This window comes from Hespellia stercorisuis DSM 15480, from assembly GCF_900142165.1.
In the GTDB taxonomy this organism is placed as follows: Bacteria; Bacillota; Clostridia; order Lachnospirales; family Lachnospiraceae; genus Hespellia; species Hespellia stercorisuis.
This window is the reverse complement of sequence record NZ_FQZY01000041.1, coordinates 1-17,637: the sequence shown is the minus strand read 5'-3', so window position 1 is coordinate 17,637 and position 17,637 is coordinate 1. Positions and strand designations below refer to the sequence as shown.

13 protein-coding genes and 2 pseudogenes are annotated in these 17,637 nt (G+C 50.8%); 7 read left to right on the top strand and 8 right to left on the bottom strand.

Annotation, left to right across the window (positions count from 1 at the left end; translation table 11 throughout):
• Window positions 1-9: 9 nt before the first annotated feature.
• The 3 genes from BUB85_RS13160 to dnaB are packed head-to-tail and all read left to right on the top strand — an operon-like array spanning window position 10 to window position 3,875.
• The gene (locus BUB85_RS13160; RefSeq protein WP_073111253.1) at window positions 10-2,052 is read left to right on the top strand and encodes a DHH family phosphoesterase; all 2,043 of its coding nucleotides are present in this window, start codon (window positions 10-12) and stop codon (window positions 2,050-2,052) included.
• Between the two features lies 1 nt (window position 2,053).
• Window positions 2,054-2,500 carry a 50S ribosomal protein L9 gene (gene rplI, locus BUB85_RS13155; RefSeq protein WP_073111251.1) on the top strand — a complete coding sequence of 149 codons (447 nt, stop codon included), beginning with the start codon at window positions 2,054-2,056 and terminating at the stop codon, window positions 2,498-2,500.
• A 19-nt stretch (window positions 2,501-2,519) separates the two neighbouring features.
• Complete coding sequence (dnaB, locus tag BUB85_RS13150; RefSeq protein ID WP_073111249.1) at window positions 2,520-3,875, top strand: replicative DNA helicase; 1,356 nt, start codon at window positions 2,520-2,522, stop codon at window positions 3,873-3,875.
• A gap of 791 nt (window positions 3,876-4,666) precedes the next feature.
• Here dnaB and BUB85_RS22740 read toward each other — a convergent pair.
• The 3 genes and pseudogenes from BUB85_RS22740 to BUB85_RS22605 form a co-directional block, all read right to left on the bottom strand.
• Window positions 4,667-4,901: pseudogene (locus BUB85_RS22740) on the bottom strand (MerR family transcriptional regulator); the annotation flags it as partial.
• Between the two features lie 361 nt (window positions 4,902-5,262).
• On the bottom strand, window positions 5,263-5,433 hold the full coding sequence (locus tag BUB85_RS13140; protein ID WP_084534043.1) for a DUF362 domain-containing protein: 171 nt from the start codon (window positions 5,431-5,433) through the stop codon (window positions 5,263-5,265).
• A 12-nt stretch (window positions 5,434-5,445) separates the two neighbouring features.
• Window positions 5,446-5,511 (bottom strand): annotated as a pseudogene (locus BUB85_RS22605) (hypothetical protein); the annotation flags it as partial.
• 146 nt (window positions 5,512-5,657) lie between these two features.
• Between BUB85_RS22605 and BUB85_RS13135 the strand changes: the two are divergent.
• Window positions 5,658-6,812 carry a substrate-binding domain-containing protein gene (locus BUB85_RS13135; protein WP_073111245.1) on the top strand — a complete coding sequence of 385 codons (1,155 nt, stop codon included), beginning with the start codon at window positions 5,658-5,660 and terminating at the stop codon, window positions 6,810-6,812.
• A 154-nt stretch (window positions 6,813-6,966) separates the two neighbouring features.
• Here the strand turns inward: BUB85_RS13135 and BUB85_RS13130 are convergent, their stop codons facing one another.
• The 3 genes from BUB85_RS13130 to BUB85_RS13120 all read right to left on the bottom strand — a co-directional run bounded on the left by BUB85_RS13130 (window position 6,967) and on the right by BUB85_RS13120 (window position 11,592).
• On the bottom strand, window positions 6,967-8,370 hold the full coding sequence (locus BUB85_RS13130) for a sensor histidine kinase (RefSeq protein ID WP_073111243.1): 1,404 nt from the start codon (window positions 8,368-8,370) through the stop codon (window positions 6,967-6,969).
• 45 nt (window positions 8,371-8,415) lie between these two features.
• Window positions 8,416-9,117: a response regulator transcription factor gene (locus BUB85_RS13125; protein ID WP_073111241.1), complete on the bottom strand. Its 702-nt coding sequence runs from the start codon at window positions 9,115-9,117 to the stop codon at window positions 8,416-8,418.
• Window positions 9,118-9,216: 99 nt separating this feature from the next.
• Complete coding sequence (locus BUB85_RS13120) at window positions 9,217-11,592, bottom strand: endonuclease MutS2 (RefSeq protein ID WP_073111239.1); 2,376 nt, start codon at window positions 11,590-11,592, stop codon at window positions 9,217-9,219.
• A 242-nt stretch (window positions 11,593-11,834) separates the two neighbouring features.
• Between BUB85_RS13120 and BUB85_RS13115 the strand changes: the two genes are divergently transcribed.
• From BUB85_RS13115 to rlmD, 3 genes are all read left to right on the top strand, one after another.
• Window positions 11,835-13,217 carry a S1C family serine protease gene (locus BUB85_RS13115; RefSeq protein ID WP_073111237.1) on the top strand — a complete coding sequence of 461 codons (1,383 nt, stop codon included), beginning with the start codon at window positions 11,835-11,837 and terminating at the stop codon, window positions 13,215-13,217.
• A 95-nt stretch (window positions 13,218-13,312) separates the two neighbouring features.
• Complete coding sequence (locus BUB85_RS13110; protein WP_073111235.1) at window positions 13,313-14,254, top strand: 3'-5' exoribonuclease YhaM family protein; 942 nt, start codon at window positions 13,313-13,315, stop codon at window positions 14,252-14,254.
• 3 nt (window positions 14,255-14,257) lie between these two features.
• Window positions 14,258-15,649: a 23S rRNA (uracil(1939)-C(5))-methyltransferase RlmD gene (gene rlmD, locus BUB85_RS13105; RefSeq protein ID WP_073111233.1), complete on the top strand. Its 1,392-nt coding sequence runs from the start codon at window positions 14,258-14,260 to the stop codon at window positions 15,647-15,649.
• Window positions 15,650-16,142: 493 nt separating this feature from the next.
• Here rlmD and BUB85_RS13100 read toward each other — a convergent pair whose 3' ends face one another.
• Window positions 16,143-17,228, bottom strand: coding sequence for an alpha/beta fold hydrolase (locus BUB85_RS13100; protein ID WP_073111231.1), 1,086 nt, complete (start codon window positions 17,226-17,228; stop codon window positions 16,143-16,145).
• 79 nt (window positions 17,229-17,307) lie between these two features.
• Window positions 17,308-17,637 (bottom strand): IS66 family transposase (locus BUB85_RS13095; RefSeq protein WP_143160724.1); only part of this gene is annotated, 330 nt, incomplete at its 5' end.

Genomic DNA, 17,637 nt, shown 5'->3' with positions numbered 1-17,637 from the left:
GGAAAAAGAATGAAGAGAAAAAACATGCAGTTAAAAGGGCAGCTGCGAACGTATATGCAGTGGCCCATTTTGATGACAGTATTGCTGATTGTCATGAACGTATGGATATTTATGACAGACAAGAAGGCCGGTGTCTTTATGGCGCTTGGAATCATAGTTTATGCGGTTGTCGTATGTATTCTGTATTTTCATAATCGGTCTGTGATCTATGCGGATCTGATCGAGTTTGCGACGCAGTACGGTGTGGTACAGAATACGCTGCTGAAGGAACTGGCACTGCCCTATGCATTGCTGTTGGAGGATGGGCGAATCATCTGGATGAACGACAGTTTTCAAACGGTGGTCGGGGATAAACCGGAAAAGTATCTGAGTAAGATGATTCCGGAGCTCAACCGCAGTGTATTTCCGAAGAATGATACGGAGCACATGGAGATGGACATCACCTACAAAGAACGCGATTATCAGGTGGAGATGCGCAAGGTTTCCGTGGAGGGTTTCAGCGAGACGGAGCAGCTGCTCGAGATTCCGGAGGAGAAGGAATACTTTATCGCGGTCCATATGAAGGATGTCACAGAGCTGAACGCCTACGTGCAGGAGAATGAGGACCAGAAGCTTATCGCCGGTCTGATCTACATCGACAATTACGATGAGGTCATGGAGAGCGTCGAGGAGGTTCGCCAGTCACTGCTGGTGGCGCTGATCGACCGCAAGATCAACCAGTATATCGGTGAGGTCGACGGTATTGTGAAGAAATTGGAGAAAGATAAATATTTCGTTGTCATCAAAAAGAAGAGCTACAACACGATCAAGGAGGATAAGTTCTCCCTGATCGAGGACGTGAAGGAAGTGAATATCGGTAATGCGAGATCCGCGACGCTGAGCATTGGACTCGGATTGAATACGGCGACTTACGCACAGAGCTATAATTATGCCCGTGTGGCGATCGACCTGGCACTTGCCCGGGGCGGAGATCAGGCGGTCATCAAGGACTGCCACGGAATTACATACTTCGGTGGCAAGAAGGAACAGACCTCCAAGAATACGAGGGTCAAGGCAAGAGTTAAGGCGGAGGCACTCCGGGAGTTTATTGTGGCGAAGGATCAGGTACTGGTCATGGGACACCGCATTTCTGACGCAGATTCTCTGGGAGCCTGCATCGGCATTTACCGCGCGGCGAGTGAACTGGAGAAGAAGGCACACATCATCATTAACGAGGTGACGAGTTCTGTGCGGCCGCTGTATGATGAAATTGCAAAAAATAAGGCATATCCGAAGGACCTGTTTATTTCCTCGGAGAAGGTGAAGGATTATCTGACCGACAACACCATGGTGGTTGTGGTCGACACCAACAAGCCGGGTATGACAGAGTGTCCGGAACTGCTGACCAAGTCGAAGACGATCGCAGTACTGGATCATCACAGACAGAGCAGCAACAAGATTGAGAACGCAGTGCTCTCCTATGTGGAGCCGTATTCGTCCTCCACCTGCGAGATGGTGGCGGAGGTACTGCAGTATATTGTCGAGGATATCAAGATTCCAATCGTGGAGGCGGACTGCCTGTACGCGGGAATTATGATTGATACAAGAAACTTTATGAATCGTACCGGTGTCCGGACATTTGAGGCGGCGGCATTCCTGCGGAGATGCGGGGCCGACATCACGAGAGTCCGCAAGATGTTCCGTGACGACATGGAATCCTACCGCGCCAAGGCGGAGGCTGTACGGTTGGCGGAGGTTTACCACGACGAGTTCGCGATTGCGGTCTGCCCGAGCGACATCGACAGTCCGACTGTGCTGGCGGCGCAGGCGGCCAACGAGCTGCTCGACATCAGCGGAATCAAGGCGTCCTTTGTGTTCGTGGAGTACAACGGACAAATTTTTGTGAGCGCCAGATCCATTGATGAGCTGAATGTGCAGATAATTGCGGAGGAACTGGGCGGCGGCGGACATATCAATGCCGCGGGAATGCAGTTTAAATTTACGGATATGGACAAAGCGATACGTATGTTAAAGAAAACGATAGACAGAATGTTAGAAGAAGGAGACATTTAATATGAAAGTAATTTTATTGGAAGATGTAAAATCCCTCGGAAAAAAGGGTGAGGTTGTCAACGTGAGTGACGGATACGCGAGAAACTTTATTCTGCATAAGAACCTTGGCCTGGAAGCGACCAGCAAGAATCTGAATGATCTGAAGCTGAAGAAGAACAACGAGGACCGCATTGCCCAGGAGAATCTGGACGCGGCGAAGGCGCTGGCGGCAGAGATCGAGAAGGGACAGATCAGTCTGGCCATCAAGGTTGGCGAGGGCGGTAAGACATTCGGTTCCGTATCCAGCAAGGAGATCGCGGTGGCGGTCAAAGACCAGATGGGAATTGAAATTGACAAGAAGAAGGTTGTGCTCAAGGATGCGATCAAGACTCTGGGTGAGCATATCGTTCCGGTGAAGGTGCATGCGAAGGTAACCGCGAATCTGAAGGTTGTGGTTGGCGAGGAATAAGATAGGAGAACATCGTATCATGGAAGAAGCAATTATCAAGAAGATATTGCCTCATAGTATAGAAGCGGAGCAGTCCGTAATCGGTGCGATGCTGATGGATAAGGATGCAATTATGACTGCCGGAGAGTTGATCGACGGCAGTGATTTTTATCAGTCGGCTTATGGCGTACTCTTTGATTCAATGGTGGAGCTCTTCAACGAGGGCAGACCGGTGGATCTGGTCACGCTGCAGGAGCGTCTGCGGGAGAAGAATGTCCCGCCAGAGATCAGCAGCATGGAGTTCGTCCGGGAGCTGATCACGAATGTGCCGACATCGGCAAATGTAAAGTATTATGCAGAGATCGTGCAGGAGAAGTCGACGCTGCGCCGGCTGATCAAGCTGAACGAGGAGATCGCAAATACATGTTATGTGGCAAGTGAGCCTCTGGAGAGCATTCTGGAGGATACGGAAAAGAGAATATTTGAGCTAGTACAGCACCGCAATACCAAAGATTATACGCCGATCAAGCAGGTAGTCATGAACGCGCTGGATCGAATCGAGAAGGCGTCGAAGACCACGGGAACCGTCACCGGTATTCCCACCGGATTTATGGATCTGGACTACAAGCTGTCCGGCCTGCAGAGGTCGGATCTGGTACTGATCGCGGCCAGACCTTCCATGGGTAAAACGGCGTTCGTGCTGAATATTGCGCAGAATGTGGCATTTCGTGAGAATATGACAGTTGCGATCTTCAGTCTCGAGATGTCCAAGGAACAGCTGGTGAATCGTCTCTTCTCTCTGGAGGCGCATGTGGATGCGCAGCTGATCCGTACCGGTAACCTGAAGGACACGGACTGGGAGAAGCTGATCGAGGGTGCGGGAACCATTGGAAAGTCCAAGATGATCATCGACGACACCTCTGGTATCTCCATCACGGAGATGCGTTCGAAATGCAGAAAGTACAAGCTGGAGCTGGGGCTTGACATGATCATCATCGATTACCTGCAGTTGATGTCGGGAAGACCGGGCAGAAACTCGGACAACAGGCAGCAGGAGATTTCGGATATTTCCCGTTCGCTGAAGGGGCTGGCGAGAGAACTGGATGTGCCGGTGGTTGCGTTGTCACAGCTGAGCCGTGCCGTGGAGCAGAGAACCGATAAGCGTCCGATGCTCTCCGATCTTCGAGAGTCCGGAGCCATCGAGCAGGATGCCGACGTTGTTATGTTTATTTACCGTGAGGATTATTATATCAAAGATACAGAAGACAAAAATATCGCAGAGATTATCATAGCCAAACAGAGAAACGGTCCGATCGGAACCGTGCGCCTGGCATGGCTGCCACAGTACACACGTTTCGGAAATGCCGTTGGCGGCGGAAACGATTCGTATGAGTAGGGACAGGTTAAAAGGCAATTGGGGACGTAGCAAAGTGACACTTTGCTACGTCCCCAATTGCCTTTTAACCTGTCCCCAATGATCCCCAGTTGTATTCCTGGTTGTGTTTGCCGGGCAGTTGATCCGCTGATAACAGCGCTATGTAAGCAGATCCCGCAGGCGCACGAGCGGCGTCCGTTTGACGGATTCTTTGCGGTGCGCCTGCTGCTGGCGGATCAGGCAGTCCATTTTTCGGAAATGCTCTTCCTCCCGCCGCTCTTTTGCCTGAAGCAGATAGCCCATCTCCCGCACCACATCGGAAGTGACGGTCTGGGTGATGTCTTTTTTAAGCTGTATGTTATTATCGGTGATCGCTTCGTTTACGACTTCGCCGACTACCTCGCCGATCAGGGAGCGCATCTTTTTCAGGTTTTCGTCGGTGATAACCTCGAATGGCCTCTCGGTGCTTTCGAGATGGCCGGAATCTGTCCTATGCTTTGCGGGAAGTGCTGTGTTGTCCGGAGCGGAATTGACGAAATTGCCTGCGGCAGCAGGTTTCGTGGAGCTCTGCGCCGTATTTGCGGTGGTGGACTTCGCGGTATTCCGAATCGGATTTTTACTGGTTGATTTCTGGGACGAATCCCCGGGACTGTTTTCCGCAGTACTTTTTACACTGTTCTTGACAGACTTGCCGGTACTGTCCTTGGCAAAAGCGGCCTCCGGATCCCTGGACGTACCTGCAAGCGTATTATTCAGCGTATTCTGCGCAGCGTTTCGGATGAATTCCGGTGGCACACTTTCCGCTACCTTTGCTCTGGTCGCCAGCAGTTCAGGAATCAGCGGCTTCAGCTCCCGGAGAAGCATCCCGTTGTCTTTTAGTTTCTTGATACAAAGAAATAATTGTATGTCATCTTTTGTATAGTATCTGTGTCCCATCTCGGTGCGGCCGATGGAGAGTCCGAGCTCGTCCTCCCAGTAGCGCAGGGCATGTGATTCCACATCCACCTGCTTGGCAGCCTCCGAGATCATGTAGCGTACTTCGCCCATACTATACAATCCCTCCTGTTAATACTCCCTGTTATTATATTATGGCAGATCCATTTGAAAGCAGACAGCGTCCGCGGATATCTGCGCAGGCGCTAAGGCGGGAATCCGCACCTCTGGCGGGGTCTCCTCAGCGCAATTAATACAAGCACTCAACGATTGCTTGTACTAATTATAGCATGATACAGCCAGTTTCCCATATTTTTCGTTCGTCAAATGCTGACAGCAAAATTCGGACAACCAAGCGGACATTCAGAATCCGTTTCGCCGTTTCCTCATGATCGTCCAGCACATTTGCAGTTTATGGACAAACAAAAAAGTACCAGCCAAGACGGCAGGTACTTTTTGGAAATTATCATATTTCTTACTCAGCAGAGATAGCTCCTGTTGGACATTGAGCAGCACATGCTCCACAATCTACACAAGCGTCAGCGTCGATTTCGTAGTGGTCAGCGCCCTGGCTGATTGCTCCTACTGGACATTCTGATTCACAAGCTCCGCAGCTTACACATTCATCACTAATTACGTGTGCCATAGTTAAGTATCCTCCTTTTTTTCTGAATTCGGTATGTAGTTCTACACCGTTACTCCTACATTCTAATACAAAAAAAATAAATATACAAGGGCTTTTATGGTCTATTTTGCGAACAATTCAGGAGGGATTAAAAACTTAAGAAAAAATTCCTTTTATTTTCACAGGATTGGTGTATAGTAGTATAGGTAATTACTATGATTTGTTGACAAAAAGAGGTTATAAATATGAAAAAAAGAATGATCGCTATGTTTTTAGCTGGAAGTATGGTGTTTTCTTTGAGCGCATGCAGTGAGAAAATCGATAATACCGCAACGCTCAAGGCAGGGGAAGTGCCGACATATCAGGGGAATCTTAACGCAATTAATCCGTTGGCGTATAACAATGTAGACGGGTTGGATCTGGAGAAGGGGACATTTATCTCCATTATCGGCCGCCAGGAGGCTACGCCGTACTGGACGACGGTTGAAGCCGGGGTAAAGCAGGCGACGGAGGATCTCAATACTGCACTGGGATACACGGGGGACGACAAGATCAAAGTGACGTTCAACGCACCGTCGAAGGAAGAGGATATCGATGAACAGGTCAATATTCTGGATGAGGAGCTGTCGCGCTATCCGAATGCAATCGGAATTGCGAGCATTGATGACAGTGCCTGCAGCATGCAGTTTGATTTGGCGACGGAGAGCGACATTCCGATTGTCGCATTCGACTCCGGCAATAATTATCAGGGCATTCTGTGCACCTGCAGAACAAACAACGAGGAAGCAGCGGGAACAGCGGCGGCCAAGCTATGTGGAGAGATCGAAGACAGCGGTGAAGTGATTCTCATTGCTCACGATGAAAATTCATCCTCCGGCAAGGAGCGGGTGAAAGGCTTCACGGATGAGATCACGAACAATCATCCCAATGTGAAGATTGTGGAGACCATTTACAACAGTCAGATGGATGCGATGAAGAAGACAATTGCGGAGAAGAAAAACGAAGGAATTATCGATGAGACGAAAAAAGTGACGGTGGATGATCTGAGCGATGAAGATGTGATAGCGTACTATCTGGAGATCCACCCAGAGGTGAAGGGGGTTTTTGCCACCAACGATCTCACAACACAGCTGACACTGGACAGTTGTAAACAGATGAAGAATACGGGCATCAAGGTCGTAGGCTTCGACTATGGAGAAGACCAGCAGAAAGCGCTTGAGGATGGGACGCTGAGCGGCCTGATCGTGCAGAATCCATTTGGCATGGGCTATGCGGCAGTGGTAGCCTGCGCGAGAACAATCCTGAATCAGGGAAATGAAGCAGTAGTAGACACTGGATACATCTGGGTAACCAAGGACAATATGACAGACGACTCTATTGTAAACATGCTGTATAAATAAAGTTCTCAATAAAGCTCTCAATAAAGGTCAGAAGGAAATTCTGAAAGGGAGTGCAAAAGGGGACGGGTCAAAAGTGCAATTGGGGACGTAGCAAAGTGTCACTTTGCTACGTCCCCAATTGCACTTTTGACCCGTCCCCTTTTGCGCTCCCATCCTATTTCTTGCTCAAAGAAAAAATAAATTCCGTCCCCACACCCTCAGTACTTACCACATTGATGTACTCGTCGTGCGCCTGAATGATCTCTTTGACAATGGCCAGCCCAAGCCCGGTTCCCTTTTTGTCTTTGCCGCGGGAGAGGTCGGATTTGTAAAAACGCTCCCAGATCTTATTGACTTCCTTGCGCGGAATCCCGATTCCGCTGTCCTTTACGGACACCGTGACCTTGTCATTGCGCTCGGTGACCTCGACGGTGACGGTGGACTCGTATTCACTGAATTTGATCGCATTGTCCAGAAGGTTGTAGAGCACTTGCTGGATCTTGCTGCGGTCGGCATGTACCATCTCCGCATCCGGCATGAGCAGCAGCTCGATGGAAATTTTCTTGGAGGTGCAGGACCCCTCGAAGGAGTTGGCAGTATTTTTGATCATCTCCTGAATGTCAAAGGTGCTCTTGTCCAGCATCAGCTCCTTGCGGTCAAACTCGTTCAGGGTCAGCAGATCCTTAGTCAGATCCGTCAGACGCTCCGTCTCAAACAGAATGATTCCCAGGTACTTCCCCTGCATCTCCGGCGGAATGGTCCCGTCTGCGATGGCCTCCACGTACCCCTTGATGGAAGTCAGCGGCGAACGGAAATCATGAGAGACATTGGCAATGAAGTTTTTCTGATAGTCCTCCATGTCCTGAAGCTGCGAAGCCATAAAGTTGAGAGATGCCGACAAATATCCCATTTCATCGTGGGCGTTGACCGGGATCTCGTAGGTCAGATTGCCGGACGCATACTGAGTGGCGGCCTCTGTGATCTTGCGAAGCGGCCGGTAAATGAAGAAATGAAAACCGATCAGTATGATAAACGAAAATGCATACACGACCAGAATCGTGATGTAGACCGGAATCAGGACACGATCCCGCTCAGCCAGAATGTCAGACACCGGCTTGTGAATCAGAAGGTATCCTCTGGTTGAGAAGCCCTGTGTGACCGGTGCAGTTACCGTAATCACATCTTCGGAAAAATAATCATGGTAGCGGCCAATCTGATATTGGCTGGCACCGCTCTCCGTCGGATCAAAGTCCGTGATGGAAATAGGCGCACTGGTATTCACAAGCTTGGATGACATGATCATCGTCCCCTCGGAATCCACGAACCACAGAGACGCGTTCAGGTAGAGACGCATGGCGTTCAGCTGGGACCGCACCGCGGCGGGTGAGGAATCCTCGGAAAAATATCCGGTCAGGTAGTCCGTGGCAACCAGATTCGCCTCCTGATACAACGTGCCTGAAGACTCATTCTCCAGATTCATCAGAATCAGCTGCGAGGTAAGCGTAGCCACCAGAAACAGGGAGAGAAAGCCAAACGTAATATAAATGGCGATAAACTTCAGGTACAGTGTACTCTTCATGTGATATACTCCTATGGCATGTTATAAATGTCTTTGGCGCGCATTTTACTTCGATTCGAACTTATATCCAATCCCCCACACCGTTCCAAGGCTCCAGGCAGCATGGTCTTTGATCTTCTCGCGGAGCCGCTTGATATGAACATCCACGGTTCGGGTATCGCCGATGTACTCGTATCCCCAGATCTGATCCAGCAGCTGTTCTCTCGTGAACACCTGATTCGGCGAAGCAGCGAGGAAATATAACAGCTCCAGCTCTTTGGGCGGCATATCCACATTTTGTCCGTCGCAGATGACAGAGTAGTTGGTCAGATTGACCTCCAGCCCGTCGTAATTGACGCGCTTGATTTTTTCAACCACCGGCTCCGGTGCTTTGACCGGCTGGTATCGCCGCAGAACCGCCTTGACGCGGGCGACCATCTCCTTGGAGTCGAAAGGCTTCATCATGTAGTCGTCCGCTCCCAGTTCCAACCCCAGAACCTTGTCGAACACCTCTCCCTTGGCGGAGAGCATGATGATCGGAACATTGGCTCTGGCCCGGATCTCCCGGCAGACCTGGTATCCGTCGATTCCCGGCAGCATGAGATCCAGCAGGATCAGATCGGGGTGATATCCGTCGAACGCGACCAGCGCCTCTTCCCCGCTGTGTACCATCCGGGTGTCGAAGCACTCCTTTACCAGATAGAGAGAAATTAATTCTGCGATGTTTTCGTCATCGTCTACGATTAATATTTTCTGTTTCGCAATCACGATAATCTCCTTTATATGTAACGACCCGGAAGAAGTCAGGCTCCGGACTTCGTAACCAAGTGGTCACACTACATTATAATATAATGAGTTACATTTCTCTTATTTGAAAGTTACAATCGTCACCCCGGCGTCGCCCTCGCCAAACTCCCCTAACCGGAAAGACTTGACATGCTTCTGCCGTTTGAGATAATTGTGAACGCCCTGCCGCAGCGCCCCGGTTCCCTTTCCGTGCACCACACGTACCGACTCGAGGTGGGAAATATAGGCATCGTCCAGATATTTGTCCAGCTCTGCGACTGCCTCGTCCACGGTCTTGCCCAGCAGATTGATCTCCGGGCTGATCGACAGCGACTTGGACGCCTGCATCTTCCCCTTGGAAGTGCGGCGCATGTTCTTGGCGGTATAGCTCGGCTCTTCCTCGATGATCTCCAGATCCGAAATATTCACCTGAGAACGCAGGATTCCCATCTGTACAAACAGATTGCCACGGGCATCCGGCCTGGAACTGACGGTACCGGTGAGGTTCATACTCAGCACCTTTACGGACTCGCCCAGCTTGAAATCCTCCGGTTTGTGGGCTTTGGCAGGCTTTTGCGCCTCCAGCGTGACCTTACTTCCCGTTTCCTTGATCTTCTTGCGAAGCTTTTCCCGCTCCCGTTCCATCTCCGCCACGGAAATGTTTTCCCTGCCGAATTTGCGGAAGTTCTTCATGGTCTCGTCGGCTGTCTCCTTGGCCTCACGCAGGATGGCGTTGGCCTTCTCATTGGCCTCGCGCAGAATCCGCTCCTTCTGCTCCTCCAGTTTTTCCTGCTTCTGCAGGGTCTGGGACTTCAGAGTCTCCGCCTCTCGCTTGTAGGCGGCAATCTCCTGACGTTCTTTCTCGATGGTGCGCTTGCTGGTCTCCAGATCCGCGATCAGATCCTCAAAAGAGGCGTCCTGCTCGGTGAGACGCGCCTTCGCATCGTCAATGATGTGCTTTGGAAGACCAAGCTTGGAAGAGATGGCAAATGCGTTACTCTTCCCGGGGATCCCGATGAGCAGCCGATAGGTCGGCGACAGCGTCTCTACATTAAACTCACAGCAGGCGTTCTCTACGCCCGGAGTGGTCAGCGCAAATGCTTTCAGCTCGCTGTAATGGGTGGTCGCCATGGTGCGGATATCCCGACTGTGGAGGTAGGACAGAATAGCGATCGCCATAGCCGCACCCTCTGTCGGGTCAGTTCCGGAACAAAGCTCATCAAAAAGCACCAGAGACTTCTCGTCCACTTCCTTTAAAAAGGAGACAATGTTCGTCATGTGGGAAGAGAATGTGCTCAGGCTCTGCTCGATGCTCTGCTCGTCACCGATATCCGCAAAAATCTGATGGAAGATGGTCAGCTCCGAGCGGTCCCCCGCCGGAATATGCAGCCCGGCCTGCCCCATCAGGGCAAATAGTCCGACCGTTTTCAAAGAAACCGTCTTACCGCCGGTGTTCGGTCCGGTCACCACCAACAGGGAAAAGGTGTCCCCCAGCGACAGCGTAATCGGAACCACCTTTCGTGGATCCAGAAGGGGGTGTCTGCCCTCGCGGATGGAAATGCGTCCCTCCGTGTTAAAGACCGGTTTGCTGGCGTTCATGTCCAGAGCCAGCGAGCCTCGCGCAAAGATAAAGTCCAGTTCAGTCAGCACGCGGTAATCCGTGCGGATCAGCTCCACATATTCCGCGGCCGCCTCGCTCAGCCCGGCCAGAATCACCTGGATCTCCTCCTGCTCTCTGGCGTACAGCTCCTTCAAATCGTTGTTCAGCTTCACCACCGCCATGGGCTCGATAAAGAGCGTGGAGCCAGTGGAGGACTGGTCGTGGATCATGCCGTTTACCTGGGAACGGTACTCGGATTTCACCGGGACACAGTAACGGTCTCCACGCATGGTGATGATTGGATCCTGCAGGTAAGTACGCAGAGAGCCGTTGACCAGATTCGTCAGAGTTGCGTGGACCTTGCCGTTGATGGCGTTCATACTGCGCCGGATATTCTTCAGTGTGCTGCTGGCATCGTCCGAAAATTCATCCTCGCCGATGATGCAGCGCTCGATTTCATTTACCAGAGGAGTCAGCGGTTCCAGGGCATCAAAATAAGCGTCCAGACAGTCCGCCAGCTCATCCACCGTGTCGTGGCGTCCATAAGATTTGGCGCGTCCGGCGCACTTGAGCAGCTGGCTGATGCGGAGCAGTTCGTTGCATCCGAGAATCCCCCCAATCTCCAGCCGTTTCATGGACTCACCGACTGTCTTGGCATCGCTGCAATCCAGCCGTCCCAGCTTCACAATTCTTGTAAATGCTGCGGCAGTCTGTTCCTGCGCAGTCTCAATGTCGGCCAGCTCCGTCATGGGAACGAGCCTGCGGCACAGAAGCTTTCCGCGCTCGGAAGAGGCCTGTGTCACCAATAAATCCATTATTTTGTTGTATTCCAATTTTGTTAAAGTTTTTTTATTCATAATTTTTCACCTGGTTCTATCCTGCCGAAGGCTATATCTTAGAGGGAGATTGATACTCATCGCTAAGACTGGTTTCTCACTCATCATTTATAGAGGCGGGAGTCATTCTTTCACTAAGATATATATTACATTATTTGGCGAGTAAAGAAAAGGGATAAATGTTGAACTTGGCAGGGAAATAAGATATACTAAGAATGTTGGAGCGACTTAGACGTACTTGGACAAAGAAGGAGCGTACACCTATGCAGGACCCGAATGAAAAGCCGGAGGCTGAGAATGAGGATTATGCCTTTCTGCAGGAAACGATAAAAAAAGAATCCGTCCGGAAAAAGACGGCAAAAAAGATAGGAAAGACAGCCCTTGGCGGTGCACTGTTCGGAGCGTGCGCATGCCTTGCTTTTTGTGCGTTAAAAACGCCGCTGGAATCCAGGTTACATCAAAATACGAACACGGTCACCATCCCGGAGGACGGGACGGGCCAGTCGGAGGAACAGGAAACCCAGAGCGACGCACAGCAGGGAACTGTGGGTGCGGGGGACCAGGCCGGGACAGCGGACTCGTCAGGGGGAACAGATCAGACAGGGCAGACTGGCCAGGCGGAGCAGTCAGAAGCGCAGGAACGGGAACTCACGCAGGAGGACTATGCCGATGTGGTGGAGAAGCTGAATCAGGCGAGCTCCGAGGCCAGGAAAAGTATCGTGACGATCACCCAGGCAGAGACTACAGCCGGCGGTCCGGTGGAAAAAGAAGCGGGCGGGAGTGCGTCCGGCATTCTGATCGCGGACAATGGGCAGGAACTTCTGGTTCTGACAGAAAATTCTGTCACGGATGGGGCAGACAGCTGGCTCATTCGGATGGCAGATGGCAGCAGCCAGCAGGCCGCGCTGAAGGCCCGGGACAAGAACACCGGTCTTGCGGTCTTGAGCATTTCCCGCAGCCAGATCACCTCCGAGAGCTGGGAGGCGATCGAGACGGCGATGCTGGGCAACTCGAATACGGTGTCGATCCGTGAGCCGGTTCTTGCATGGAGCAGGGAGAGCGGAAACGCGCAGAGGCAGAGCTTTGGGACGATTCAGGACGAGAGCCTTCAGGTCACGATCACAGATATGGAATTGGATGTGCTGCCCACAGATATGACATTTACCCAGACGGAAAACGGTGCGCTGTTCAATCTGCGCGGCGAAGTGGTTGGGCTTGTGATGCCTAATATGAAAGAAGCGGGCGATACGGCGGCTTCTGATGACGCAGCAGGGAAAAACGACGCGGTCGTGTACGGAATCTCGGATCTGAAAAGCACGATTCAGCTGCTCTCCAATGGGAAAAGCGTTCCGTATATCGGCATAAGGGGAAAGATGGTGGACGAAACGACGGAGCAGGCCGAGGGGGTTCCGGAAGGATTTTACGTGACTGAGGTGGCGGCGGACTCGCCGGCCATGGCGGCGGGAATCCAGAGCGGCGATATCCTGACAAAGCTCGGAGCGTCGGAGATCACCAGCTTTGATGGATACCACAATACCCTTCTGAACACGAAGACAGGGGACGAACTCAAGATTACCGGGCAGCGGCGTGGGAACGACGGGTACAAGGAAATTGAGTTTGTGGCGAAGGTCGGGAGCCGGGATTAATGAGGAGGCTCGCGGAGTGTAAGCTGTGCCGCAGATGCATGACACTAATATAGAAGAAAGTAATCAGATAGAAATCAGATAGAAAGAGGAATGACATGAAATATATCAAAGATATCAAAGAAAATGAGTCGGTCAGGGGAATCTACCTCTGCAGAGGAAAACGCAGCGCGGAGACAAGAAACGGGAAACCGTACGACAACCTGATTCTCCAGGACAAGACAGGAACGCTGGACGGAAAGGTATGGGATCCAAATTCCCAGGGAATTGCAGATTACGACGAGAAGGATTTTATCGATGTGGTCGGTGATGTGATCAGCTACAACGGCAACCTCCAGCTGAACGTCAAGCAGATCCGCAGAGCCCAGGAGGGAGAGTACGATCCGGCAGACTATATGCCGACTTCCGAGAAGAGCATCGACGGGATGTATGAGGAACTGCTGGGCTATATAAGTCAGATCAAGAATGAGTATCTGCGTCAGGTGGTGGAGTTTTACTTTGTAAAGGATGACGCATTTATCAAGAATTTCAAGGGCCATTCCGCGGCGAAGACTGTGCACCACGGTTTTGCGGGCGGACTTCTTGAGCATACGCTGAGTGTGGTGAAGATGTGCGAATATTTTGCGGGAGCCTACCCAATCCTGAATCGGGACCTGCTCTACACATCGGCAATCTGCCATGATATCGGCAAGACGAAAGAACTTTCGAACTTCCCGGATAATGATTACACAGATGACGGACAGCTGATCGGTCACATCGTGATCGGCGTGGAGATGGTCGGGGACGCGGTGCGCGAGATTCCGGGATTTCCGGAGAAGCTGGCGAGCGAACTAAAGCACTGTATCATCGCCCATCACGGCGAGCTGGAGTACGGTTCCCCGAAGAAACCGGCACTGGCGGAGGCAGTTGCACTAAACTATGCAGACTCCGCGGACGCGAAGCTGCAGACGCTGACCGAGATATTCCGCGCGAAGGACAGTATGGACTGGCTGGGATATAACCGGTTGTTTGAATCAAATCTCAGGAAGACAAGTGTATAAATTATGAATAAAAATGATACCGTAATCACCACAATCGAGGATATCGGCGTCAGCGGTGAGGGCATCGGCAGAGTGGATGGCTATACGCTGTTCATCAAGGATGCCGTAATCGGGGACAAGGTGGAAGTGAAGCTCATGAAGGCGAAGAAGAACTACGGTTACGCCAGACTGATGAAGGTCATTGAGCCCTCCCCCTTCCGCGTGGAGCCGGAGTGCCGGTACGCCAGAGCCTGCGGCGGTTGCCAGATTCAGGAGATGTCCTATCAGAAGCAGCTGGAATTTAAGGCTGGAAAAGTGCGGGGGAATCTTCTGCGAATCGGCGGATTCTCAGAGGAAGAACTGCAGGAAGTGATGTGCCCGATTATCGGTATGGAAAATCCATTCCGATACCGCAACAAGGCACAGTTCCCGGTGGGAACGGACAAAGACGGAAAACTGGTCACCGGATTCTATGCGGGCAGAACCCACGACATTATTGCCAACACAGACTGTGCACTGGGCGTGCCGGTCAACAAAACGGTGCTTTGCACTGTTCTGGACTGGATGGAGAAAAACCGGATTCCGGCATACGACGAGCAGACCGGAAAGGGACTGGTGCGCCACGTCCTGATCCGCTACGGGTTTACAACCGGAGAAGTGATGGTCTGTCTGATCATCAACGGGGAGAAACTTCCCGCGGTGGAGAAACTGACAGAAGCTCTTGGGCGCATCGACGGCATGAAGAGTATTACCACCAGTACAAATAAGAAGAAAACGAATGTGATTTTGGGCGATTCCTACGAGGTGATCTGGGGACAGGGTTATATTACGGACTACATCGGCGATATCCAGTATCGGATTTCTCCGCTGTCCTTCTATCAGGTCAACCCGGTCCAGACCAGACATCTGTACGGCAGGGCACTGGAATACGCAGGGCTCACCGGTCAGGAGACTGTGTGGGATCTGTACTGCGGAATCGGGACCATTTCCCAGTTCCTGGCACAGAAGGCAAAGCAGGTCTACGGCGTGGAGATCGTACCTCAGGCCATAGAAGACGCACGAGAAAATGCGCGGATCAACGCAATCGACAACGCAGAGTTTTTTGTGGGGAAAGCAGAAGAAGTACTGCCGGAATACTACGCAGAATATGAGCGCGAGCATCCGGGAGAAAAAGCCCGGGCAGATGTGATCGTGGTAGATCCTCCGCGAAAAGGATGCGATGAGACCCTGCTGAAGACGATGACGCAGATGAAGCCAGAACGGATCGTCTATGTGAGCTGTGATTCGGCAACACTGGCGCGGGATCTGAAGATCCTGTGCAAGAACGGTTACAGGCTGCAGGCGGTGACACCGGTGGATATGTTCCCGATGACCGTTCATTGCGAAACAGTTTGTATCTTAAGTCGTGTAAAATAAGGGCTTACGAGGGATTCAAGGTGTGTGAAACGGTGGTGCTGCCACCGATTTTTCACCTCTTATTCGTGCACGATAAGTCGTCCTGCCTTGGTCGCATGATTAATGCTGGAACGCATTTTCTGTCCCTTTTTGCCGGTAATATTATATTCCTGCAAATGAAATCTTGCCTCTTCCCGCATTTTACAATGCTGTAATTGAACTCCTTGTAATAATCAAGGGATTTTTCCGTGGTGCTCAGGAAAAACATATGCAGCGCACTGTGGTCACAGAAATCATACAGCTCCTTTAAGAATGCCGGATCTTGTACAGATTGTAGCTGACAATAATTAGCACAACTGTCATGATACGCTCTGCCATTCGATTCATTGCCAGAAATGCATACATATCCTGCTCTATGACCGCATTATGTACAAAGCTTAAAATCAGTAGCGCGGCAGAGGTAGCTACTATCGTGAAAATAGCTGCATTTTCCCTGTAAATCCTGATATTACGTTCATCCTTCCTTGTTTTTCTCTCTTTGAATCCATTGTGTCATCTCTTTGAGTATGGTGTCCATTCCCGTATTTGTGGGGAAATGTCCGCAGTTTTTGATGCTCATATAGGTGATATTCTCCCGTTCCTTCGCCAGCTCCTTAAAATACTCTGGTCTTCCGTAAACGTCTCCATCCGCTTGCAGAATCAGAACCGGCACGTTCAAAGACTCATAAACCGGCTTCTCATCCATTACATAATAATCCTGACAAACCTCCGCATAAGCAGACTCCCCATACAGATAATAATAGAATGCGTGATACAGATCCAGAAGATTGTAATCCGGACTGAAAAGAATACGCAAAGATCGAAGATAGACCTTCCCGGTGCTTGACAGCCCCATATCATCTCCTCGAATCATGATCCGGTCGGTGCATTCATTCACCAGCGCCTCCATGTCCGTAAAGCCCTCGGCATTGTCTTTTTTGTAGTCCTCTTCCAGCCGGGCGTTCTGCTTGTTCGTCAGAGAGACTTCGCCAAGCACTTGATAGATGATATCTCTTGCGTCCTCCTGCATGGAGGTAATCGGACCATTGTTGATCACACCGGAAATCTGATTCCCCAGCTGCTTTGCCACCTCCATCGTAAGAAGCGAGCCATTGGAATAGCCAAACAGATAAATGTTCTGCCGCGAATACGTCCGCTTGATCCAGCGCACCAGATCACAGATGATATCAACCTGCCCCTGTGCCGTAAAATCCTTCGTATCTTTGACAAAATTCTTTCCACAGCCGTATTCATCCCAACTGACCACAAGGAATTCCTTTGTCAGCTCCGGGTACGCCCCTCTGTATCCAATGCCGAAGGGCGATGGTGTCATCGGTCCCCCGTGCAGCATGACCAGTACAGGGGCGTCTTTTTTGCCTTCGCAGAGTATGTACTGATCATAGCCGCCAAGCTCCACCTTCTCAAGACTGCTGATTTCGTTTTCAGCTACCGCCTTCACATATATATTCAGTTTTACCACATTATAAATTATCAAAAGCAGCCCCAAAATCAGTAGTATCCAAAATGCTGCCCTTCTTCGTCTGGTCATTTTTTTCTGCATCTGTCCCTCATTCTCTTCGACTTCATCTTATCCGCATCATGCTTCTAATATACATAATTTGTAACTGTTCAGAACTCCATTAGTTAAAGATGATATCGGAATTCCCTAAAAGGGCTTCTCTGATTGCTGTAAAAGCATTTATTCCATGCTTATGAGCAGTCCCAATATAGCTCATGATTGTAAGATATTCCTGTGCGCCTTCCTCACTGCGAAAACATCCTGAGACCTTGGTTTTAACCTTAATCATGCGCAAATCACGTTCCGCAAGGTTATTATCAAACGGAACACAGAGATTCTTTATAAATAAGCAGACTGATGCCTTGTAATTCACAAGTCTGTCAATTAGATTTAGTACCTTGGTCTTTTTCTTTCGACCACGCTTTTTGGTTGTGACTTCTGGTAAAGGATT